Below are 21210 nucleotides of genomic sequence, written 5' to 3'. Positions count from 1 at the left end.
CCGCGGGGCGCGGCTCCCACCTCCCTTCCTCCGGCGGTGTGATCGCTTCGCCCGGCCATCTGTGCGTGAGTGGCCAGGTGAAGCGATCACACAACGGAGCTGCTGCCCATGGCACGCTTGGGTGGGCATCCCCTCACTGCACGCTCATTCCTCATTGCACGCTCATTCCAGGAGCGCGAGGCCGCGGGTGGAGCGCGTCATCGCGACATAGCGGTCCACCGCTGCAGTGACGTCCTCACCCCAGGAGTTCGGCGCCAGGAGGACCACGAGGTCGAACTCGAGCCCTTTCGCCGTCTCGGGGGTGAGCATGCGCACGCGCCGTGTCATCTCGTCCGCCTCCCACGCCGCCTCGCCCGCCTCCCGCGCCAGCTCATCCGCCGCATGCGGCGTTGCCGGCTCCGGCGGCATCCCAGCCTCACGGATCGCGCGCAGCTGCGCCCCGGCTCCCCCTCTCACCGCCTCCGAGGCGATGACGCACGCGATCCCCTCCGGCTCCCGGCGCAGCCACTCGGCGAGGATGCGCTCGAGGTCTTCGACCCGCCCGTGCACCACCGGCGCACCGGTGCGGCGCACCGCACGCGGGACCGCGATCCCCGGGAGCACCTCCCGGATCACCGGGGCGGCCTCGGCCATCACCTCGGCGGGGGTCCGGTAGCTGATGCTCAGCCCTGCCCTGCGGATCCGGTCAAGACCCACGCGGCCCAGCCGTTCCTCCCATGAATGGGCGAACCCTCGGCGTGCCTGCGCACGGTCGCCCACGATCGTGAGGCTGCGGGACGGGCAGCGGGCCAGCACCATGTGCCACTGCGCATCCGTGAGCTCCTGCGCCTCGTCGACGATGATGTGCGCGAAGGGGCCGTCCAGACGGGCGTCCCCGGCCGCCGAGGCCGCCCTGCCCGAGACCGCCCTGCCCGAGGCCGTGCCGCGCACGACCGCGCCCGTCGTGCCGACGGCGACGTCAGGCGCGGCCTCGTCCTCGAGGAGTGCCTCGCGCAGATCCGGCCCGCGCAGCATGGACATGAGCTGGAGCTCGCTGTCGTCGGCCTCGATGAGATGAGCGGCGACGCTCTGCCTCTCCTCGGCCTCGGCCGTACGGGCCGCGGCACGGCGCGCCGCGTGCGCAGGCGCAGAGGGATCCCCGATGCGACGGCGGGCAGCATCGAGGAAGGGCAGGTCCTCCGCGGTCCAGGCCCGCGGATCTGCACGCCTGAGCGCCTCAGCCTGATCCCGGCCGAGGTCCGGGAAGCACAGCCGCGCATAGTCCGGGACCGTCCAGAGGTCGGCCACGATGTCCTGGTGGCACAGCAGCGGCCAGGACCGCGAGAAGAGCGTGCGCAGATCCTCCTCCTGCGCGAGCGCACGCCGGAGGTGATGGATCGGAACGTCGCCGAGGCCTGTCAGCTGGTCGTGGAGGATCTCGACCAGCGCCTCCCACACCTGGAGCTGAGCCTCGTTGTGGCTGGTGCCGGGCTCAGGTGCGGCGAAGGCCTCCTGCCACTCCGCCGGGCGGAGGGCGAGGTCGGCCCATGGTGTCTCCACGCGGAGTTCCTCCTCCGGAGGCTCCTCGTAGATGCGGACAGCGGCCTCCAGCACCGTCTCCGGATCCGCCGTCTCCTTGATGCGCCGGGCCTCGTCGGAAGCGTCGTGCTGGGCGGCGGCCGCCTGCGCGACGGACACCGGGGGCTGCTCGCACGGGGACGAGCCGCACGACAGTGCAGAGGCCTCGGCGAGGGCACTGCTTCCTGCCTGCGCACACGTGACGGCGTCGCCCTCCGGCACGAGATCGGTGACCGTGCACAGCCGGACGCTGTCCTCCCCGAGCGAAGGCAGCACGTCCGCGACGTAGTCGAGGTATGCCCGATGGGGACCGATCACCAGCACCCCGCCCTGACTGCGCAGACGCGGCTGCGAGTAGAGGAGATGCGCGGCGCGATGGAGCGCCACCACGGTCTTGCCGGTGCCCGGTCCGCCGTCCACCACCAGGGGCCCCGCTGCGGGCGCACGGACGATGGCGTCCTGGTCCGCCTGGAGCGTGGCGAGCACATCGCGCATCTGCGGAGTGCGCGCGGCACCCAGGCTCTCGATGAAGGAGGACTGCTCGTCGAGCGCGAGCGGGCGAAAGGCCCCGCTGTGCCGGACCGGGTTCGCACCGGCCGCTGCCGAGGTGTCGGTCCTGTGCTCCGAGGTCACCTCCTCGGCCCTCACGGCAGCCTAGGAGGCCGGTGCCTCACCGGCTGCTGCGGCACCGGCCGCTGCAGTGGCTGCCGCTGCGGCCTCGGCGAGCGCCTCCTCGGTGAGGGCCTCGTCCCAGTAGTCGACCACGTGCGGGCCGGACCAGCGGTAGCGGCGGCGGCTCCCGAGCCCCTGCGGGTCGGCACGGGTGGCGGAGAAGAACGGCGCGGCGGCGGGCGCGCGCCAGTCGACCAGGAGCTGCGTGCCGTCCGGCGTGGCGAGGCCGCGGCGGCCCACCCAGATGGGCGCGGACCCGTCAGCAGGCACCATCCGCCCCAGGCAGACCTCGACCCCGAAGCGCTGCAGCAGCCGCAGCTCCGCAGTGAGCCGGTGGATCGCGAGATCACGTTCCAGCGCCGCCTCACCGTGACCACCCCGAGCGCGGCGGAGGCCGGCGAGCCGACGGTCCAGCTCCTCCTTGCGCTCATCGAGCGCCCGGGCGAGGGCGGAGAACCGGGCCTCGTCCTCCGCGAGGAGAGCAGGCGAGGCCTTGTGGTGCAGACGGGACGGCAGGGCGAAGAAGGTTGATGTGGGCACAGGAGCTCCTCTGAGGCGGAAGGACGGGAGGGCGGGAGGAGGGGAGGAGCACGATTCTCACCCGCGCAGGGGGCCTTGCGGCAAGACCCCCTCCGCCGCATATCCTGGAACAGCAGGGCGCTGAGGCCTCGGCGATCTTCTGCCGATACCTGTGGTCGGGTCCCGACAGCTCTCTTCCGCACTCCCGCGTCCGCAGACGCGTCCCGGTCCGAGAACCGCAGACGACCTCGGGCGCGTCACTGTCCCAAGGTCCACCGCTCCGGGGGGCTTCCTCCGCCCCCGGGACTCCGCCCCTCCGCGCTCCCGCCCGGACGCGCCACTCCGCTTCCGGATCCGCCCCTCCGCCTGAGCGGATTCCGCTGGAGAACCCCGGCGTCACGTGCGCCCGCTCACTCGGTCGTCCGAGCTTCGCCCGCATTTCGGAACAGCAGAGTGCCTTGTTCCCCGCTGAGTACAGTGACCGTGGCGCACAGACGCGCTCGCACACCCACGCACTCGGAGGAACCATGCCCACGCCCGCACAGGAAGACAGCACTGCGGCCCGCAGCGCACAGCACGGCGCAGAGAACGATGCCGCGACCGCGGCGACCAGGGCCGAGGACAGGAGCGGCTACTTCGCCGTCCTCGTCTTCCCCCTCCTCATCATCGCGGGCGGACTCGCGGGCTTCTTCTTCTCGGACACGATCTCCCAGGCAGCGCCTGCGGTGAACCCGATGCTCGGCGTCGTCATGCTCACGATGGGCCTCACTCTCCGTCCCGTCGACTTCGGCCTTGTCATCAAGCGTCCCGTGCCTGTGCTGCTGGGCGTCGTCGCCCAGTACGTGATCATGCCGCTGGTCGCGCTGGGCATCGTCACCCTGCTGGATCTGCCGCCGCTCATCGCCGCCGGTGTCATCCTGGTGGGCTGCGCGCCCGGCGGCACCGCCTCGAACGTCGTGAGCTACCTGGCGCGCGGGGACGTGGCGCTGTCGGTGACGATGACCTCCATCTCCACCCTCCTGGCGCCGCTGCTGACCCCGCTCCTCACCCTCTGGCTCGCGGGCCAGTACATGCCGCTGGACGGCGGCTCCATGGCCCTGACCATCGTCAACGTCGTCCTGCTGCCGGTGCTCGCCGGGATCGTCATCCGCATGCTGCTGCCCAGGATCACCGAGGCTCTGCTGCCGGTCCTCCCCTGGCTCTCCGTCCTCGCGATCTCCGTCATCGTCGCGATCGTGGTCTCCGGCAGTGCGGAGACGATCATCTCCGCCGGACTTCTGGTGCTCGTGGCGGTCATCCTGCACAACGTGGCCGGCATGGCGCTCGGCTACGGCGCGGCGGCACTCTTCCGCCTGCCGGTGCCCTCTCGCCGCACCACCGCGATCGAGGTCGGCATGCAGAACTCCGGGCTCGCCGCCGGGCTCGCCGCCCAGTACATGGATCCGCTCTCGGCCCTGCCCGGTGCCGTCTTCTCCGTGTGGCACAACGTCTCGGGCGCGCTCTTCGCCACCCTCTGCCGCAGCATCGACAAGCGGAAGACCGCGGCCGAGGCCCGGACGGGTGCCGAGGCCGCAGCCGCCTGAGGCGCGAACTTCCCCCTCATACACAAGTTACGTCTGCGTAGCGGCCGCCCACCACGGCTGCTACGCAGACGTAACTTGTGTATGGGGAGGAGCTGCGTGGGGAATGCGGAGCTGAGCTGTCACGCTGAGCCGGTTGCGCAGCGCCCCGCAGGGAGAGGCGCAGCACCCCTGAACTGCCGGCCACACCCCGCGCTCATGAGAAACTGAAGTCCTCATGTCGGAAGATACTCATGCGCAGGCTCACGGTGCGACCGCACCGCGCCCCCCTCTGCCTCGGCGGATCGCCGGCCACCCTCTCACCCATCTGGCCGCGGCCCTGCTGGTGCTGGGCCTCGTGCAGGCGTTCCTGGTCAAGCAGTTCCAGGTCCCGTCCGGCTCGATGGAGCAGACGCTCCAGGTGGGCGACCGGATCCTGGTGAACCGGCTCGCCTACGCCGGTCCCTGGGCGGACGGCACCCCGGAGAACGGGGACGTCGTCGTCTTCCACACGCAGGAGGACCTCTGGCCGTCCAACACTCCCGCACCCGAGGCCTCGCTCACGCACTCCGCGAAACAGCAGGTGAAGCGCGTGGCGGGTGACTGGCTGGGCATCGGACCCGGCACCAAGCACATGCTGGTGAAGCGGGTGATCGGCACACCGGGGCAGACGGTCGAGTGCTGCGATGCGGAGGGCAGGCTGCTCGTCGACGGCCAGCCACTGGACGAGCCCTATGTCTTCGACGACCTGCCGTTCGAGGCGGGCCGGATGGACTGTGAGACGGAAGCGCGCTCGCAGCGCTGCTTCGCGCCCGTGACAGTGCCCGAAGACCGCCTGCTGATGCTCGGCGATCACCGCGGCAACAGCTCCGACGGGATCACGCAGTGCCGCAGCGCCGCCGCGGAGCCTGCGGGAGACTGCGTCCGCTGGGTGCGGACGGAGGACGTGACCGGCGAGGCCTTCAGCATCATCTGGCCGCTGGGCCGATTCGGAGGTGTGGACGGATGAGCACGGCCGCTGCCGGACGCAGGACGCCGGCACCACGACCCCGCGTCGTCGCCATCGATGTGATCCGCGGCCTCGCCATCATCGGGATGATCTGGGCGCATGCGCGGATCCTCGTGGAGGGCGCGCTTCCGGACGGGCTGCTCTCCGCCGTCTCCGCTCTGAGCGGGGCCGCCACGCCGCTCTTCATGTTCACCGCCGGCTCCAGCATCGCGCTGCTCACCGCACAGACGATGGGCCGTGCAGAGCGATCCAGGTTCCGCCTCGAGTACGCGCTCCGCGGCCTGGCCCTGATCCTGCTGGGCCTCGCCCTCTCCCAGACCACCTCACATGTCGATGTGGTGCTCTCCTACCTCGGCATGACGTTCCTCGCCGCGCTGCCGTTCCTGTTCCTCCGGTCCCGCTGGCTCCTGGTGAGCGCCGCGCTCGTCTTCGCCGCCGCACCGCCGGCGGTGGACGCCGTGCGAGCACTGTTCGCCGGTCATCCGGCTCTGCTGAACCCGCAGGTGTCCGGGCATCCGCTGGCATACGTCCTCGAATGGCTCTTCACCGGCCGGGCCTACCACGTGACCTGGCTGCTGCCGTTCCTGCTGGTGGGCATCGTGCTGTCACGGCACGTGCGCAACAGCGGCGTCCGCTGCGCGGCGCTCACGGCCGGAGGCCTGGTCGTCACCGTCATCGCCTGGGTGCTGGTGGGGCGACAGGATGCCGCCGGCGGCATGGTGCGGGGCGGCTACCCGGAGATGCTCTACGACCTGGGGCGTGCGCTGGCCGTCTACGGAGCCGCAGCACTGCTCGTGGACTCCCGTGCCGCGCGTCTGCGCAGAGGGGCACGGGTGCTCTGCGCGCCGCTCACGCTGGTGGGCAGGATGCCGCTGACGATCTACGTGCTGCACGTCCCGCTGCTCACGTGGTTCCTCCACGCGCTCCCCGGCATGGCCTTCTGGCAGCAGGCGGGGACCGCCGCGCACGTGCTGGTCCTGCTGCTGTTCTTCGCCGTCTGCCTGCTGTTCGCCGCAGCCTGGGGACTCACACTGGGGACGGGGCCGGTGGAGCGGGTGCTGGGGGTCGTCTCCCTGCGGCATCCGCCTGCCTGGGCACTCCTCGTCCGCCCGGTGCGAGCCGAGGGCCTGGGAGTGGAAGCGACCGACCGTGACGGGCAGGAGACCCGCACACAGCGGGGGAACACGCTCAACGAGCGCCGCTGACGGCCTCCACCAGCCCCTCGATCTCCTGCAGGCCGTAGGCCAGCGGCGAGGCGATCACCGGCTGTTCGCGCCCGCCCAGCAGCACCGCCGCCGGGCTGCGCTGCACGCCCAGCCGGCTCAGCGCGGAGGCGGCACCGTAGCGCGTGTAGGGCAGGAGCGCAGGGAACATGCGCTCCATCTCCCGAGGCGTGGAGGAGGTGGCGACGCGCAGTTGCAGTGGGGCCAGCTCCTCGGCCCATCCCGCGGCGCGCTCGGCCACCGGATGGCAGTTGCCGCAGCTGGTGCTGAGGAAGAGGAGGAGCGTGGGCCGGCCGTCGCCGAGGTCCGGCAGCTCCTGGGTGATGCCGGTGGCGCTCACGAGTTCCGACCGGGGAATCTGCTCGCCCATGCGCACCTCGCCGGGTCGCGCCGGATCGAGCCCCAGGGCGATGGAGGCCGGTGACAGCGGCGGAGGCTCCCAGCCGTCGGGTTCGCCGAGGCCGGCCGCGTCTCCGCCTGCGCCCTCACCGCCCGAGGCCGCACCGCCCGCACCGCCATCGCCGCCGGAGCCGCCCACACGGCCGCCCGAGGCCACAGCCCGAGCGCCGGGTTCTGCGCCGCGCGCGCCGGTCTCGGAGGCGGTGGTTCCCGGCGCGTGGACCGCCGGGCTCAGTGCGCCCATGCCGCTCATGGCACGAGGTGCCCTGCGCAGCTCGCGCCGGAGCACGGTCCGGGTGCGGAGCAGCACGAGGACGGCGACCAGCACCCAGCCCAGGCAGAGCGAGACGAGTGAGAGAGCGTCGCTGCGGACGAGGACCTGCAGGAGCGCAGGAGCGGACCAGGTGCCTGCGGTCGCGAGGACCGCTGCGAGCACGAGCACGATGTTGCGCGCCAGAGTCCAGCCCGTCACCCGGTCCGTGGCTGCGAACGGGCCGAAGCACCCGCAGTCCGCCTCCTCTCCCCGGCGCAGCACACCGGCGATCAGCACGGTGAAGACCAGCATGGTGAGGACAGCCGCACCACCGGCGAGTGCACGGAACGGCCCAGGAGCCACGAGGAGCGCAGCCGCGAGGCCGATCTCCCAGACCGGAACCAGCCCGGCCACCCACCGGCGCTGCAGAGGTTCCGGCACCCGGAGCGTCATCATCGACGCGAGTGTGCCGGAGGTGCGCCCCGCCTTGGAGGCGCCGGAAGCGATGAGCGTGAATGCGAGGAGCCCCGCCGAGAACGCAGCAGCGAACTCGGCGGGGCTCATCGACATGGGAGCAGAGTACCTGAGACTCAGTCCCGGGCTCAGGCGCCGGCCGGGGGCTCCTGGCCGGGGCAGAGCTGCAGAGTGACGGTGAGCGCAGAGAGGGCGTTGCGCAGCGGCGTCGTGATGAGGCTCAGGACAGCGCCGATGCCGGGGACGCCCTCGACCGCGTCCATGAGGTCGTTGACCAGGTTCAGGTTGCCCAGGCTGGTCTCGACCACGACGAAGTTCTGCGAGGACGTGTTGGGCTGGCCCGGAGCGGTGGACGGGTTGTCGCTGCCCACGAGGCCGAAGGTGACGGTGCCGCCCACGGAGAGGTCCACCGCATCGCCCCGGAGGCTGATGAGCTGGGTCTCGCCCTCTGCGAGGTCGCGGGTGAGCTCGATGACGGCGTCGTCGCCGTTGATGGAGACGAGGCCGAGGGCGTTCGCACCCGCGCCGCCGAGGGCGTCCTCGAGCAGGTTGATGTTGATGAGCCCGCCGCCGGAGAGCGTGAACTGCGTGCCGGCGGGGACGGTGCCCTCAACGGCCTGGATGTTGAAGCCGCGGCTCTCGAACTCCTCGAACCCGAGGCCGGAGAGGAGGCCCTTGAGGGTGTCGACGAGCGTGTTCGTGATCGGGGTGATGAGAGGCGCGAGGAGTACTCCACCCGGCAGGGAGCGCACAGTGTCGCCGAGGCCCGACCGCAGCTGGTCGAGATCGTAGTTGCCGACGCAGCTGGCGGAGACGCCCACGTCGTAGCTCTCCGCCGTGGAGGCGGAGGCCATCGGCACGGAGACCGCGGCGGCGAGGACGGGGACGGACCAGGCGGCGCCCTTGGCGACGGACCGGCGGGAGATGCCCTGGTTGGTGAGCGCGTCAGTCATAAGACTCCTCAGTGTGATGGGTGTGCGGAACAGCAGTTCGCTGAGCGAGGAGATGCTCCCAGCGAACTCACCGGGGATCTCCATCCGACGATGAATCTAAGCCGCGATCCGAGGGAGAAGAAGGCTCACCGTCGAACTCTTCGCGTCTCGATCCAAGCCTGCGCGTACTGTTGCTTCTGAGCGTCACGGAACGTGATCTTCTCAGTCAGCGGACACCTCGGACATCTGCTCCGGCAGCCTCCCCTCACAACACGGCTTGCCGCAGTCACCGCCCGCGGAGCATGCCGCGCATCCTCAGGGAACGGGCGCAGCGCGTCCGCCGAGGAACGGGCACCGCGCAGAGCACGCTCACCGGTTCTTGCGCAGCTCCCGCGGGCTCGTGCCGTAATGGTCCTTGAGAGCGCGCCGCATGCTCATGGTGGTGCCGAACCCGGAGCGCTCCGCGATCGCCTCCACGCTGAGCACGTCGAACCGGCTGTCGATCAGCAGACCCCTGGCCGTACGCGCCCGCTGCCTGCGGATCTCCCCGGCCACCGTGGTGCCGGCCTCTGCGAACACCGCCTGCACCTGCCGCAGGGAGGACTGCACCTCCTCCGCCACGAGCGCGGGAGTGAGCTCCACGTCCGTGCACTGCTGCGCGATGATCGCCATCGCCCTGTCCCGCAGCACCGCCTGCGGACTGCCCGCGGAGCGGAATCCGCCCAGACGATTGAGCAGCACGGCACCGCCCATCTCCACGAGCAGCTGCCCCACCGCGTAGCTCTCGATCGCCGTGGCCGGCTTCTCCGCCGCCAGCACCTCGTGCGCGAACGCATGCATGGAGTCCTCGAGGAGCGCGGTGTCCGTGAAGAGATCGGGCCGGCGGGGCAGATTCGGGACGAAGGACTCCATCGCCTCCCACGGCAGCCCCACGACGAGGAGCTCCCAGCTGCCCAGCAGCCGCACGGAGCCCGAGGCCTCGGGCGGCACCAGGAGCAGGCGCGCCGGCACCGGCGTGCCCTCGCGGAACCCGTCGTGGCTGATCAGCCCATTGCCCAGGAAGGCGAGCTCGAACATCTCAGCCTGCTGCGCCTCCGGCCTCCCGACCAGCTCCACCGCTGTGCCGCGCGCGCCCATGAGACTGATCTCCCCGAAGCGGATGCTCCGGCAGAGAAGCCCCGCGCGCCCGCGCTGCCGGTGCACGCCGTCGGTGAGCACTCCCAGCCCGCACGCGGCCTCGGCGGTCCTCTCCCCTCCTGCGAGCGTCATTCTCCGCTCCTGCGCACCATCTCCGCGATCCAGACCGGGGCGAACGGGGAGGTACAGCCGGGAGAGGTGGGGTAGTCGGCGAGCACCTGCAGATCCTCGCCGATCCGCACCGCACGCGCGCGCAGAGCGGGATGGTGGATGCCGATCTGGGCGAGGGTCTCATTCATCGACCACTGGAGGTCTGCGGGCGCGTCCCGCATCTCCCCTTCGATCCGCGTGAGCAGCGCATCGAGGTCGAGGCCCTCGGGGTCCTTCACCACTCGCTGGGCCGTGAGGGCCCAACCCACGGAGGCCACTCGCTGATCGGCATCCGCGAGCCACTTCTGCCGCAGCTCCTCAGCGTGCGGGGACTTCTTCGCCACGTAGTTGACGAACCAGTCGTGCACCTTGGGAGCACGCGTGGAACGGACCATCGAGTCCAGCTCCGCGACCGTGTACTTCCGCGGGGTGCAGACGAGGAGGGCGAGCAGCTGTGCCGCGGTGTCACCGGCGTCCCACAGCCGGACGGCGAGCGCGTGGTCCTTCCGGATCGACTTCGCCAGAGCGCGCAGCCGGCTGAGATTCCCCCCGTGGTCGTCGCCGCGCTTCTCATTGGCCGCGCGCACCGCCGGGTCCTCCAGCTCCGACAGCCGCTCCAGCGCGGAGGTCAGGTCAGTGCTCATGACGAAAAGGATAAGGGCCACGGCAACCTGCCGGGGGCGTCACTGGGTGAAACATCACCTGCTGCGCTCTCCGCGCTGATTTCCCGCGCCTCCCGAGCGATGATCCCGTCAATAAGCGGTGCCTGCTCCACGACGCCGCGCGGTTTCTGGGCTGCTGCCGCGTGGCCGTGTGAGGGCCGGCCCTCACACCTCGCCGAGGATCAGCTGCCACGAACGGGTGTACTTCTCCTGCAGGCGCTCACGCGTGGGCGCGTCCAGCTGCGCTGCCCGTTCCGGCGTGGTGTTGTCGATGAGGTCCGCGACCTTGACGATCCGCGCGACCGCGCTCCCGCGCAGCCGCGCGAAGTATTCCTCCGGCGTCACGCCCGGTCGCCTGCTGAGCCTGTCCACGGCATCCACCACGGACTCCGGGAAGCCCTGCTCCCGCAGCGCCCGCAGACTCACCTCGGTGTCCTCGACCGTGTCGTGGAGCCACGCCGCCGCGACCGCCTCCTCGCGGATGGCCTCCGGCGCGATGAGCGCCGTCCTCGCCGCCACCCGGCCGGGATGGCCGATGTAGTCCGCGCCCACCTTGTCCGTCTGCCCCGCATGTGCGGACCGGGCCAGGGCCTCGGCCCTCTCCGCCAGCGTCGTCATGAGATCATCGCCACCTCTCCGTGGGAACCGCCCGCGCCGGCGCGGCCGCCGCTCCACTGCAAACCTATCAACGGGGACGGACATCGAGAGGAAGGTCACCGTGACACTGCGCGTCCGCGCCCCGAACGCGGGATGACTGCGGGGCCGCCACCGTCTACTGTGTGCTCTGGCCGTGGCGGCGCCCCGCCGTCAGGCGTGACCGTCGCCCGGCCGGATCCCGGCCCCGGCGGCGGCCCTCCGACCGCCCCGGCCCACCCGCCTCCGTGCACCCCCGCACCGTCCTGCTCCGCGCCTCGGAAGGGAACCGCCATGACCGAACAGCTGCTCGCCTTCGCCCTGGCGACCGTCGTCATCCTCATCGTCCCCGGACCGGACCTCATGCTCATGCTGAAGAATGCCGCGAAGGGCGGCCGCTCCGGTGCGCGCTGGACGGCGACGGGGATCATGGTGGGCAACACGATCGTCGCCACCGGCGCGGCGCTTGGCATCACCGCCCTGCTGCTGAACTTCTCCGGCGTGTTCACCGTGGTGAAGATCGCGGGCGGGATCTATCTCCTCTTCCTGGGCGTGCAGGCGTTCCGGTCGTACATGCGCCTGCGCCGCGAGGCGAAGGACAGTGCTGCCGAGGCCGCACGCACCGGTGAGGACGCGGAGCCGGTCACGGGCACGATCGAGATGGTCAGCGCGGTCACCCCCACCTCCTCGCGCGGCCGCAGCTTCCGGCAGGGCCTCCTCTCCAACCTGCTCAACCCCAAGCTCGCCGCGTTCTACATCTCGCTGTTCCCGCAGTTCGAGCTGAGCGCCCTGGGACCGGTCGCCGGACACCTGGTGCTCGCCGGGATGTTCGTGGCGATGGCGCTGGTCTGGTACGTGCTCCTCGTCCTGTTCCTCTCCAGCCTCGGCGGTCTCTTCCAGCGTCCCAAGGTCGCGCGGAGGACCGAGGCCGTGGCCGGCGCGAGCCTGGTGGGCATCGGAGGGTTCCTGCTCGCGGGCGCGTGAGCGGGCGGCCTCGGTGTGCGCGGTTTCGGCCGCCATGCGTATCGGTCACCCTGTGTTTCGGCCGCACTGCGCTTCGGCCGCACTGCGCGGTGACATCGACGAGCTGGGCCGGCCTCGAGGTCAACGGCGGTGTGCGAGGCGCACGGCGTGTCCGGGGCGCACGGCGGTGTGCGAGGCGCACGGCGGTGTGCGGCGTGCTGGGCGCGGCGGGCGCTGCCCGTGCTGCATCTGCTGCACGTGGTGCACGTGGCAGTCTTGGGACAGCCGGCGGCGGCGAGGCAGGCGGCGGTTCTGGAACACTGGCGGCATGCAGTCCGCTGACGCACGTTCCCGTTCTCCCGGGCCTCGCCCCGGTGCCCGTCTGCGCACTGCCGGTCGGCTCCTCTTCTTCATCGGCGGCGGATTCGTGCTCGTCGTGGTGACGGTGGGTGTGATCGTCGCGATCATGAACTTCCGCAGCGTCGCCTCCATCAGAGACCAGGCGGTGCCGATCGAGGGGCCCACGGAGGTCCAGCTGGAGGCGGGCGAGCAGCGCCTCTACTACGCTGCGGCGACGGACCGCGACGCACGAGATCCCGGCAGCGCGAGCAGTTCCGGTCCGGGCGGCAGTTCCGGCCCGGGCAGTTCCGGCGACACCGGCAGTTCCGGCGCGGGCAGCAACGGCGCGAGCGGCAGCGCGGGCAGCAGCACTCCTCCACCGAACTCGCCGACGCCGGTCTCACCCGACCTCGGGCGCGCCTGCGAGGTCGACGGGCCCGACCCACAGCAGCTGAGCTCGCACCTGAGCTCCTCCTTCACGTTCGAGGGCAGGAGCTACCGCTCACACGGGGGCTTCAGCGCGGGCGAGGCGGGCACGTACACCGTGACCTGCAGTGCAGAGGTCAACCGCTCGGACACGTCCGACACCGTCGACGCCGTCCTCGCTCCGCCGGTCAGCGCGCAGGGCATCGTGTTCGGGGTGTTCGGCGTGCTGGGCGGCGTGTTCGGCGGCCTGCTGTTCGGCTCCATGTGCATGGTGGGCCTCGTGCTCTGGATCGTGGGGCGCAGCATGCTCAGGAAGGCTCCGCTGGTCTGAGCTGATCCGTCCGGCCCGCCGGTAAGCCTTATCATGGGGACCGGCCCGCGGAGGCACCGCAGGCACCTCACCCAGCGTCGCAGAGGAGAAGCCGTGCAGATCACCGGCGCAGTGCTCACAGAGATCGGCCGCCCCCGGCCCTACGCGGAGTCCGAGCCGCTGGAGCTGCAGACACTGGAGCTCGATGCTCCCGGGCCGGACGAGGTCCTCATCCGCGTGCGCGCCGCCGGCCTCTGCCACTCCGACCTCTCCGTGGTGGACGGCAACCGGCCGCGCCCCGTACCCATGCTCCTGGGGCACGAGGCCTCCGGAGTGGTCGAACAGGTGGGCGCGAACGTCACGGACCTGGAGGCGGGACAGCAGGTCTCCACCGTCTTCCTCCCCCGCTGCGGCGAGTGCGCCGCCTGTCTCACCGACGGCAAGCTGCCCTGCACGCCCGGCAGCGCGGTGAACAATGCGGGCACGCTGGTGGGCGGGCACGTGCGGCTGCACGGCGCCTCGGGCACGGGTTCCGCCGACACCGGCTCTGATGACGGCTCCGGCACCGGCTCCGGCCCGGACCTCGGCACCGGCACCATGCACCACCACCTGGGCGTGTCCGGCTTCGCCACCCATGCCGTCCTCCACCGCAGCTCCGTGGTGCCGGTGGGCGCGGACGTGCCGCCGGAGATCGCAGCCGTGCTGGGCTGTGCCGTGCTGACCGGCGGCGGCGCCGTGCTCAACGCGGGGAAGCCTGCAGACGGGGACGACATCATGATCGTGGGCCTGGGCGGCGTGGGCATGGCCGCACTGCTCACAGCGCTGTCGCTGCGGCTGGGGCGTGTGATCGGCGTGGACGCGAACCCGGAGAAGCTGGCGCGGGCCTCCCAGCTGGGCGCACATGCGGTGCACACCCCGGCCGAGGTCGCAGATCAGGGGGTGAAGGCACCCGTCGTCGTCGAGGCGGCCGGACACCCGCGCGCCTTCGAGACCGCGTTTCAGGCCACGGCACCCGGCGGCACCACGGTCACCGTGGGCCTCCCCGCCCCGGACGCCGTCTCCTCGATCACCCCGCTCACCCTCACCGCCGAGGCCCGCACGGTGGTGGGGTCCTATCTCGGTTCGGCAGTGCCCAGCCGGGACATCCCCGTCTACGAGCGGCTGTGGCGAGAGGGCCGGCTGCCGGTGGAGGAGCTCATCTCCTCACGGATACGGCTCGAGGACATCAACGCCTCGCTGGACGCACTGGCCGACGGCCGTGCGGTGCGGCAGGTCATCCTCTTCGACGACTGAGCCGGTCCCCGCAGATCTGCGAGCACGCCTCCGCAGGCAACCCGGGGGCCTTCCCACACCCACACCCCTAAGTTACGTCTGCGTAGCGGCCGTGCTGGGCGGCCGCTACGCAGACGTAACCTGCAGAGTGGGCCGCAGAAGAGAACTGCAGACCCCCGAACCTCAGCGGCGGCGCTTGCTGCGGTGAGCTTCGCGCTCGTGCTCGGCCTCGGCGACGAGGGCGCGGATCGCGGCCATGATCTGTTCGGTGAGGTCCTTCCGCTGCTTCCCGGCGGGGTGCTGCCGCTGCGGTGCGGGGATCGCCTTGCCGAACGTGACGGAGAAGCTCTTGGGCTGCGGGAACCGGGCGTCCACGGGCATGACGTCCTCGGTGCCCACGAGGCCCACCGGCACGATGGTCGCGCCGGTGCGGATCGCGAGCTCCGCCGCCCCCGTCTTGCCCTCCCCGATCTCACCGTTGCGGCTGCGCGTGCCCTCCGGGTAGATGCCGAACACGCCGCCGGCCCGCAGGATCTCCTCCCCCGTCTCCAGGGCCTTCACCGCAGCGGCGGCGGAACCGCGTTCCACGGGAAACGCACCCACCGCGGACATGAAGCCGCCCACCAGCCTGTTGCCCAGGTTGCGGCCCTCGAAGTACTCGGCCTTCGCCATGAAGCTCACGCGGCGCGGCGACAGTGCAGAGAGGTAGATCGAATCCGCGAAGGAGCGGTGATTGCTCGCGATGATCACCGGGCCGTGCTTGGGCACGTTGCGCGTCCCGGTGACCACGGGGCGGTGGGCGGCCCTGATGGAGCCGCGGAAGAGCGAACGGGCGGCACGGAACTTGAGAGTGGTCTCCTCCGCTGAGAGCCCTGCGACAGTGGGCTCCGGATCCGGGATCGCCAGGCCGCTGCCCACAGAGCCGTCAGGCCGGCCGGTCTCCGGCTCGACGCCGTTCTGGGGTTCGTTCTCTTCGCTCATAATCCTCGGGGAGGTCCTCACTGGGTGGGCCGTACACATGCGTACGCGCGAGTGGACGGGCTTCCGACATGGATCATGGTAACCACCTGAGCGCCGGCTTGACGGATCCTCCCGTCTCGTGGCCTGTTCCGCACATCCGGACCCGAGGCTTCCGCACGTCCGCACCCGAGGCCGAGGCACCCACCCGCACACGCCGCCGCGCGCACGGCCGCACGAGCCACGACGCACCCCGAGGCCGGCCCGCATCGCTGACCGGAGCCGGCCTCGGGCCGGGTGAGTCCTGTCACGAGCACCCCCGAGAGCCTGTGCTCGCCCCCTCCCAGGTCCTAGACTCGAACCCTTCCACCGTCGATTCGCGAGGACCCACCATGCCCCGTGCACGTTCCACGCCCATGGCGATCACGGCGCTCGCCGCAGGCGGGTTCGCCGTAGGCACCACGGAGTTCGCCTCCATGAGCCTGCTGCCGTGGATCGCCGAGGACCTCGGCGTCACCAACCCCCAGGCGGGCTGGGCGGTGAGCGCCTATGCGATCGGCGTGGTCGTGGGCGCACCGGTGCTGACGGCCCTCACCTCGCGGATGGACCGCAAGCGCCTGCTCCTCATGTGCGCGGGGATCTTCACGGTGGGCAACCTGCTCACCATGATCGCGCCCAACCTGCTCACCCTGCTGATCGCCCGGTTCCTCACCGGCCTGCCCCACGGAGTCACCCTGGGGATCGCCGCAGTGGTGGCCGCCAGCCTCGTGAAGCCCGAGAGGTCCGGAACGGCGATCGCCCGGACGATGATGGGGCTGACCATCGCGAACATCGTGGGCGTGCCGGCCGCCACCTGGATGGGGACGCACTTCGGCTGGCGCTCGGCCTATCTGGTGGTCGCGGTGATCGGGCTGGTGACGATCGTGGGGCTGCTGACGTACCTGCCCTCCGTGCCGGCCCGGCCGGGGGCGTCCGCACGGGTGGAGCTCGCGTCCATGACGCGCCCGCAGATCTGGCTGCCGCTGGCGGCCGGGGCCATCGGGTTCGGCGGTTCGTTCGCCTTCTACACCTACATCACCCCCACGATGACCGAGGTCACCGGCATCTCGCCCAACCTGCTCCCCTGGGTGCTGGTCCTGTACGGCTGCGGGATGACGGTGGGCTCGCTGGTGGCGGGCCCGTGCATCGACCGCTCGATCGACAAGTCCGCGCTGGCCGGCGTGTTCGGCATGGCCGTGCTGCTCACCCTCACGGCGCTCCTCACGCACATCTGGTACCTGGTGCTGCCCGTCATGTTCCTCAACGCGATCGCGATGAGCCTCTTCACCACGGGGCTGCAGGCGCGGCTGCTGCGCGAGGCCAGCGACGCACCCAACATGTCCGCGGCGATGAACCACGCCGCGTTCAACTTCGCCAATGCGCTGGGCGCCTATCTGGGCGGCGTCGTCATCACGGCGGGCTGGGGCTACCGGGCACCCTCCGCGGTGGGCGTGCTGCTGGCGCTGGCGGGCACGGCCGTGCTCCTCATCGCGATCCGCCTGGGCCAAGGCCGCAGCCGCTCCGTCGTCGACCTCGGCTGAGCGGTCGGTCTGGGCCCGAACGAGCGTCAGTGGGCTGAGGGGCGGAGCTGGACTGGGCCTGAGCGGCGGGGCTGTTTCGCCTCTCCGAATGTGCGGCGCTGCGCCGCACATCGGCGCTGCCGTTCACACGCCGCGTGTCGGCACAGCCGCCCGCACCTCCGGATCCGCACACCTGCGCCCGCACAGCGTGGGGCCGAGTCCGCGCACCGCACAGAGGGAAAGCCGGCCCACACCTCATACCGGCGTTCCCACCCACCTATGAGTGGGTGGGAACGCCCGTTTCCGGGGCCCTCCCGAAGGCCACACCGCATAGCGTCCCAGCCGCCCACGCATATGTGGGCGGCTGCGTCCGTTTCCGGGCCCCGCCGGATGACACCACCCGCCTCACACCGCGCCCCAGCCGGGTCCACCCCGCAGACACACCCTCCTTCGCGTCCGCGCCGCGTGATAGATGTGGGATATGAGCGCAGTCACACCCGCCTCCGCATCCACGGCTTCCTCCGCATCCACACCCTCCTCCGCGGCCTCCCCGGCGTCCGCGCCGGATGCGGCCGTGTCAGCTTCCCCGGCCGCATCCGGCGCACGGTCCGCAGGCCACCTCCTCGTCCGCCAGCTCGAGGAGCAGGGGGTGGAACGGGTCTACTGCGTCCCCGGCGAGTCCTACCTCGACGTGCTCGACGGCCTCTACGACTCCCCCGTCCGCACCGTGGTGTGCCGCCAGGAGGGCGGCGCCGGCTGGATGGCGCTGGCCGAGGCCCGCCTCACCGGTCGCCCCGGCGTCGCCATGGTCACCCGCGGACCGGGGGCGGCCAATGCCATGATCGCCGTGCACACGGCGTATCAGGACAAGACTCCGCTGGTGCTGTTCTCCGGCCTCATCCCCACGGAGCAGCGCGGCCGGGAGGCGTTCCAGGAGTTCGACATCACCGCGTGGTTCGGCTCCACCGCCAAGAAGGTGCTCATCGTCGACGACCCGGACTCCACGGCCCGCATCGTCGCGGACGCCTTCCACACCGCCGCGTCCGGACGCCCCGGACCGGTGGTGGTGGGCCTGCCGGAGGAGCGCCTGCTGGAGCTGACGACCTCTCCCGTGGTGGCACCTCGCCCGGTGTCCGCACCCGCACCGCAGGGCATCGCCGAGGTCGAGGCCGCCATCGCCGCGGCAGCTCGCCCCGCGGTGGTGGTGGGCGGCGAGGGCTGGACCGCGGAGGCCGGCGAGGCACTGGCGGCATGGGCCGAGGCCCGCGGCGTGGGCATCATCGCAGACTTCCGCGCACACGACATCGTCGACCACCGCAGCCCGGCGTTCCTGGGACCGCTGGGCTACTCGAGCTTCGCCGGGACGCGCGAAGCCTTCGACGCCGCGGATCTCCAGCTCTACCTAGGCGGCGTCCGCTCCGATGTGATGAGCGCTTCGTATTCGATCGGCACGGAGCCGCGGACGACCATCGTGGTGGGACCGGATCCGGATGCCCACGGGCACTTCGGACCGCTCGACACGCTCATCACCGCAGACGTGAACTCCTTCGTCGCAGCGCTGGCGGAGAACGAACAGAACCGGCCGGCGGCTGCACAGGCGGAAGAGCCGGCCGCAGCGGAATCCGCGTGGTACGCGCCCTTCCGCGTCCGCTACGCGGAGTGGCGGACCACGGTGGTCGGCGGCGAGCGCAGCGAGGAGTACCTCGACCGGGACCGCGCCTATCGTGAGGCGGCAGCCGTGCTGCCGGAGGCCTTCACGCTCGCCTACGGCGCGGGCAACTACTCGGCGTGGGCCCTGCGGTACTGGCCACTGCAGGCCGGCTCCCGCGTGCTGGCACCCAAGAACGGCGCGATGGGCATGGGCACACCGGCCGCGGTTGCGGCGGCGCTGGCCAGGCCAGAAGCACCCGTCATCGCACTGGCGGGGGACGGCTGCTTCATGATGAACGGCCAGGAGTTCGCCACGGCGGTGCACGAGGGCGCGAACATCACGGTGATCGTCGACGACAACTCCGTCTACGGCACCATCGTGGGCCACCAGGAACGGGAGTACCCGGGCCGGCCGTCCGGGACGAGCATGACGAACCCGGACTTCGCGGCCTACGCGCGGGCGTGCGGCGGGCGCGGATACACCGTGGAGCGGACGGAGGACTTCGCCCCCACCCTCGCAGAGGCCCTCGCCCACGAGGGTCCGGCGCTGCTGCACATCCGGACGGATCCCACGGTGCGCCTGCCGCGGACGTGAGCGCTCGGAGGTGGAGGAGCCCGCAGGTGGGAGGACGTACGCCTCCGACCGCCCTGCATGCAGCTTCACACCCCTTACGCACTCTGCCACCCACCTATAGGTGGGTGGCAGAGTGCGTTTCCGGGGTGGGTTGCTGTGGGAGGCGGAGACACCGCGCCACCGCTGAGCCGCGTCTACCGGCGCTGAACCGCAGCAGCGCCGCGCCTCCCCGCGCCCTAGAGTGAGCGCATGATGCTCGACCTCATCCTCGACAACGCACGGATCCGCACCATCGACGACTCCAAGCCGGCGGCCCGGACCCTCGGGGTGTGGAACGGCCGCATCGTGGGCTTCGACGCGGACGTCCGCAGCCTCAACGCCCGCCGGCGCATCAACCTCGACGGCGCCGCGGTGCTGCCCGGCTTCAACGACGTCCACTGCCACACCGCCTGGTACGGTCTCACCCTCGCGAGCGTGGACTGCACCGCCCTGCCCGGCGGCCTGCCGGAGGTGTACGCGAAGCTCGAGGCGGCCTCGGCGGCGGTGCCTGCCGGGGAATGGGTCAGCGCGACCGGCTACGGGCACCGCGACTACGGCGGCGCCTACCCGGACCTCGCCGTCCTCGACAGGATCACGGGCGGGCGGCCGCTGTTCCTGCGCCAGCAGTCCGGGCACTCCGCCATCGTCAACACCGCGGCGATGCGCCTGGCGGGCATCCTGGAACCGGGCTTCACGGATCCCGCAGGCGGCAGAGTGGTCCGCGACGCGGCAGGGAACCCCACCGGGCTCGTCGAGGAGACGGCGCAGGAGCTGGTGCAGGACCTCATCCGCCCCTACTCGCTCGAAACGCTGGTGCACGCGCTGGACCTCGCCACCGCGCAGTACGCGCGGGAGGGGATCACGAGCTTCGGGGAGTGCGGCATCTTCGCCGGCTGGATCGGCCACTCCCCCATCGAGCTCCACGCCTACCAGCTGGCCCGCGAACGAGGGCTGCTCCGCGCCCGGGCCCAGCTCATGCCGATGGCCACAGGGCTCCACGGAATCAGCGCGCACGAGGCGGACGACTACGGGATCGGCCTGGACACCGGCATGCGCACCGGGTTCGGCGACGAATGGCTGAGTCTGGGGCCGGTGAAGATCTTCATGGACGGTGCCCTCAGCGGTGAGACCGCGGCGCTGCGCGAGAACTACGCCGGCCGCGACACCGCCGGATACCTGCAGGACGACGCCGAGGCCCTCCGCCGCCTCACCCTCGACGCCTACCGCTCCGGCTGGTCGGTGGCCGTGCACGCGATCGGCGACCTCGCGGTGGACCACGCCGTCGCCACCATCGTCGAGGCGATCGACACCTACGGCCCTCGCGCCCACCCCAACCGGATCGAGCACGCCGCGGTGGTCCATGACGAGCATCTGCCCACCCTCGCGGAGTACGGCATCGCGGTGACGCCGCAGGCGGCGTTCGCCAGGGACATCGGCGACGGCATGAACCGCTCGCTGGGGCCGGAGCGCCGCAGGCTGCTCTACCGCGCGCGCTCGTTCGCGGACGCCGGCGTGATGATGCCGGGCTCCTCGGACCGCCCCTGCGCGGACGGTGCCGTGCTGCGCGGGATCCAGGCCTACGTGGACCGGGCGACCGGCACCGGTGACGTCATGGGCGCGGCAGAGGAATGTCTCTCACCGGAGCAGGCGGTGGCCGCGTACACCCGGACCGCCGCCGAGGCCTCGGGCCACTCGTCCTTCAAGGGCACCCTCACGGGCGGGAAGGTCGCGGACCTCGTCGTCCTGGCGGACGATCCCGTCACGGCGGACCCCGCACGCATCAGGGACATCGACGTGCTCGCGACGATGGCCGGCGGGGAGTTCACGCACTGGGCGCTGTGAGGGGTGCGGCCTCGCCCGCCTGCGCAGGCACGTTTCGCACCTTTCAACGGTGTGCGCATGTGTGCTCGTGCGCACACCGTTGAAAGGTGCGAAACGAAGG

The 21210-nt window shown here is 71.4% G+C and carries 17 protein-coding genes; 9 read left to right on the top strand and 8 right to left on the bottom strand.

Going from position 1 to position 21210, the window contains the following annotated elements:
- Positions 1 to 162: 162 nt before the first annotated feature.
- On the bottom strand, positions 163 to 2190 hold the full coding sequence (locus ABD240_RS09105) for a HelD family protein (RefSeq protein ID WP_344336940.1): 2028 nt from the start codon (positions 2188 to 2190) through the stop codon (positions 163 to 165).
- 21 nt (positions 2191 to 2211) lie between these two features.
- Positions 2212 to 2769 (bottom strand): hypothetical protein, encoded by a 558-nt coding sequence (locus ABD240_RS09100; RefSeq protein ID WP_344336939.1) that lies wholly within the window; start codon positions 2767 to 2769, stop codon positions 2212 to 2214.
- A gap of 506 nt (positions 2770 to 3275) precedes the next feature.
- Here ABD240_RS09100 and ABD240_RS09095 point away from each other — a divergent pair.
- The 3 genes from ABD240_RS09095 to ABD240_RS09085 all read left to right on the top strand — a co-directional run bounded on the left by ABD240_RS09095 (position 3276) and on the right by ABD240_RS09085 (position 6521).
- Positions 3276 to 4331, top strand: a complete 1056-nt coding sequence (locus ABD240_RS09095) for a bile acid:sodium symporter family protein (protein WP_344336938.1) — start codon at positions 3276 to 3278, stop codon at positions 4329 to 4331.
- Positions 4332 to 4545: 214 nt separating this feature from the next.
- Positions 4546 to 5316, top strand: coding sequence for a signal peptidase I (lepB, locus tag ABD240_RS09090; RefSeq protein ID WP_344336937.1), 771 nt, complete (start codon positions 4546 to 4548; stop codon positions 5314 to 5316).
- A complete protein-coding gene (locus tag ABD240_RS09085; RefSeq protein WP_291794377.1) occupies positions 5313 to 6521 on the top strand; it encodes an acyltransferase family protein in 1209 nt (402 codons plus the stop codon). The genes lepB and ABD240_RS09085 overlap by 4 nt, the downstream gene beginning before the upstream one ends.
- On the opposite strand, the gene ABD240_RS09080 is transcribed toward ABD240_RS09085, so the two are convergent.
- The 5 genes from ABD240_RS09080 to ABD240_RS09060 all read right to left on the bottom strand — a co-directional run bounded on the left by ABD240_RS09080 (position 6505) and on the right by ABD240_RS09060 (position 11164).
- Positions 6505 to 7761: a MauE/DoxX family redox-associated membrane protein gene (locus ABD240_RS09080; RefSeq protein ID WP_291794379.1), complete on the bottom strand. Its 1257-nt coding sequence runs from the start codon at positions 7759 to 7761 to the stop codon at positions 6505 to 6507. The two genes, ABD240_RS09085 and ABD240_RS09080, sit on opposite strands and share 17 nt — an antisense overlap.
- Before the next feature lie 32 nt (positions 7762 to 7793).
- Positions 7794 to 8618, bottom strand: coding sequence for a hypothetical protein (locus ABD240_RS09075; protein ID WP_344336936.1), 825 nt, complete (start codon positions 8616 to 8618; stop codon positions 7794 to 7796).
- A gap of 348 nt (positions 8619 to 8966) precedes the next feature.
- The gene (locus tag ABD240_RS09070) at positions 8967 to 9866 is read right to left on the bottom strand and encodes a helix-turn-helix domain-containing protein (RefSeq protein WP_291794383.1); all 900 of its coding nucleotides are present in this window, start codon (positions 9864 to 9866) and stop codon (positions 8967 to 8969) included.
- Entirely contained in the window at positions 9863 to 10528 is a 666-nt protein-coding gene (locus ABD240_RS09065) for a DNA alkylation repair protein (RefSeq protein WP_344336935.1), read from the bottom strand. The genes ABD240_RS09070 and ABD240_RS09065 overlap by 4 nt, the downstream gene beginning before the upstream one ends.
- Positions 10529 to 10711: 183 nt before the next feature.
- Complete coding sequence (locus ABD240_RS09060) at positions 10712 to 11164, bottom strand: HD domain-containing protein (RefSeq protein ID WP_291794387.1); 453 nt, start codon at positions 11162 to 11164, stop codon at positions 10712 to 10714.
- A gap of 309 nt (positions 11165 to 11473) precedes the next feature.
- Between ABD240_RS09060 and ABD240_RS09055 the strand changes: the two genes are divergently transcribed.
- The 3 genes from ABD240_RS09055 (at position 11474) to ABD240_RS09045 (ending at position 14510) form a co-directional block, all read left to right on the top strand.
- The gene (locus ABD240_RS09055; protein WP_344336934.1) at positions 11474 to 12163 is read left to right on the top strand and encodes a LysE family translocator; all 690 of its coding nucleotides are present in this window, start codon (positions 11474 to 11476) and stop codon (positions 12161 to 12163) included.
- 307 nt (positions 12164 to 12470) lie between these two features.
- Positions 12471 to 13238: a hypothetical protein gene (locus ABD240_RS09050; protein ID WP_344336933.1), complete on the top strand. Its 768-nt coding sequence runs from the start codon at positions 12471 to 12473 to the stop codon at positions 13236 to 13238.
- Between the two features lie 93 nt (positions 13239 to 13331).
- Positions 13332 to 14510 carry an alcohol dehydrogenase catalytic domain-containing protein gene (locus ABD240_RS09045; protein ID WP_344336932.1) on the top strand — a complete coding sequence of 393 codons (1179 nt, stop codon included), beginning with the start codon at positions 13332 to 13334 and terminating at the stop codon, positions 14508 to 14510.
- Positions 14511 to 14672: 162 nt separating this feature from the next.
- Here ABD240_RS09045 and ABD240_RS09040 read toward each other — a convergent pair whose 3' ends face one another.
- Positions 14673 to 15470 carry a lysophospholipid acyltransferase family protein gene (locus tag ABD240_RS09040; RefSeq protein ID WP_344336931.1) on the bottom strand — a complete coding sequence of 266 codons (798 nt, stop codon included), beginning with the start codon at positions 15468 to 15470 and terminating at the stop codon, positions 14673 to 14675.
- A 368-nt stretch (positions 15471 to 15838) separates the two neighbouring features.
- On the opposite strand from ABD240_RS09040, the gene ABD240_RS09035 reads away from it, so the two are divergent.
- The 3 genes from ABD240_RS09035 (at position 15839) to ABD240_RS09025 (ending at position 21110) form a co-directional block, all read left to right on the top strand.
- Positions 15839 to 17026 (top strand): MFS transporter, encoded by a 1188-nt coding sequence (locus ABD240_RS09035; RefSeq protein WP_344336930.1) that lies wholly within the window; start codon positions 15839 to 15841, stop codon positions 17024 to 17026.
- Positions 17027 to 17486: 460 nt separating this feature from the next.
- Positions 17487 to 19250 (top strand): thiamine pyrophosphate-dependent enzyme, encoded by a 1764-nt coding sequence (locus ABD240_RS09030; protein ID WP_344336929.1) that lies wholly within the window; start codon positions 17487 to 17489, stop codon positions 19248 to 19250.
- A 228-nt stretch (positions 19251 to 19478) separates the two neighbouring features.
- Positions 19479 to 21110: an amidohydrolase gene (locus tag ABD240_RS09025; RefSeq protein ID WP_344336928.1), complete on the top strand. Its 1632-nt coding sequence runs from the start codon at positions 19479 to 19481 to the stop codon at positions 21108 to 21110.
- The last annotated feature ends 100 nt before the right edge of the window (positions 21111 to 21210 follow it).

The sequence above is a fragment of the Brevibacterium salitolerans genome, from assembly GCF_039531405.1.
Taxonomy (GTDB): domain Bacteria; phylum Actinomycetota; class Actinomycetes; order Actinomycetales; family Brevibacteriaceae; genus Brevibacterium; species Brevibacterium salitolerans.
This window is presented reverse-complemented; position numbering and strand designations above follow the sequence as displayed.

What these genes read in the sequence shown, in the direction of transcription:
- ABD240_RS09095 (WP_344336938.1), top strand. Translation starts at nt 3,276, where the DNA reads ATGCCCACGCCCGCACAGGAAGACAGCACTGCGGCCCGCAGCGCACAG.
- lepB (WP_344336937.1), top strand. Translation starts at nt 4,546, where the DNA reads ATGTCGGAAGATACTCATGCGCAGGCTCACGGTGCGACCGCACCGCGC.
- ABD240_RS09050 (WP_344336933.1), top strand. Translation starts at nt 12,471, where the DNA reads ATGCAGTCCGCTGACGCACGTTCCCGTTCTCCCGGGCCTCGCCCCGGT.
- ABD240_RS09075 (WP_344336936.1), bottom strand. Translation starts at nt 8,618, where the DNA reads ATGACTGACGCGCTCACCAACCAGGGCATCTCCCGCCGGTCCGTCGCC.
- ABD240_RS09030 (WP_344336929.1), top strand. Translation starts at nt 17,487, where the DNA reads ATGAGCGCAGTCACACCCGCCTCCGCATCCACGGCTTCCTCCGCATCC.
- ABD240_RS09085 (WP_291794377.1), top strand. Translation starts at nt 5,313, where the DNA reads ATGAGCACGGCCGCTGCCGGACGCAGGACGCCGGCACCACGACCCCGC.
- ABD240_RS09070 (WP_291794383.1), bottom strand. Translation starts at nt 9,866, where the DNA reads ATGACGCTCGCAGGAGGGGAGAGGACCGCCGAGGCCGCGTGCGGGCTG.
- ABD240_RS09065 (WP_344336935.1), bottom strand. Translation starts at nt 10,528, where the DNA reads ATGAGCACTGACCTGACCTCCGCGCTGGAGCGGCTGTCGGAGCTGGAG.
- ABD240_RS09025 (WP_344336928.1), top strand. Translation starts at nt 19,479, where the DNA reads ATGATGCTCGACCTCATCCTCGACAACGCACGGATCCGCACCATCGAC.
- ABD240_RS09080 (WP_291794379.1), bottom strand. Translation starts at nt 7,761, where the DNA reads ATGTCGATGAGCCCCGCCGAGTTCGCTGCTGCGTTCTCGGCGGGGCTC.
- ABD240_RS09060 (WP_291794387.1), bottom strand. Translation starts at nt 11,164, where the DNA reads ATGACGACGCTGGCGGAGAGGGCCGAGGCCCTGGCCCGGTCCGCACAT.
- ABD240_RS09035 (WP_344336930.1), top strand. Translation starts at nt 15,839, where the DNA reads ATGCCCCGTGCACGTTCCACGCCCATGGCGATCACGGCGCTCGCCGCA.
- ABD240_RS09040 (WP_344336931.1), bottom strand. Translation starts at nt 15,470, where the DNA reads ATGAGCGAAGAGAACGAACCCCAGAACGGCGTCGAGCCGGAGACCGGC.
- ABD240_RS09055 (WP_344336934.1), top strand. Translation starts at nt 11,474, where the DNA reads ATGACCGAACAGCTGCTCGCCTTCGCCCTGGCGACCGTCGTCATCCTC.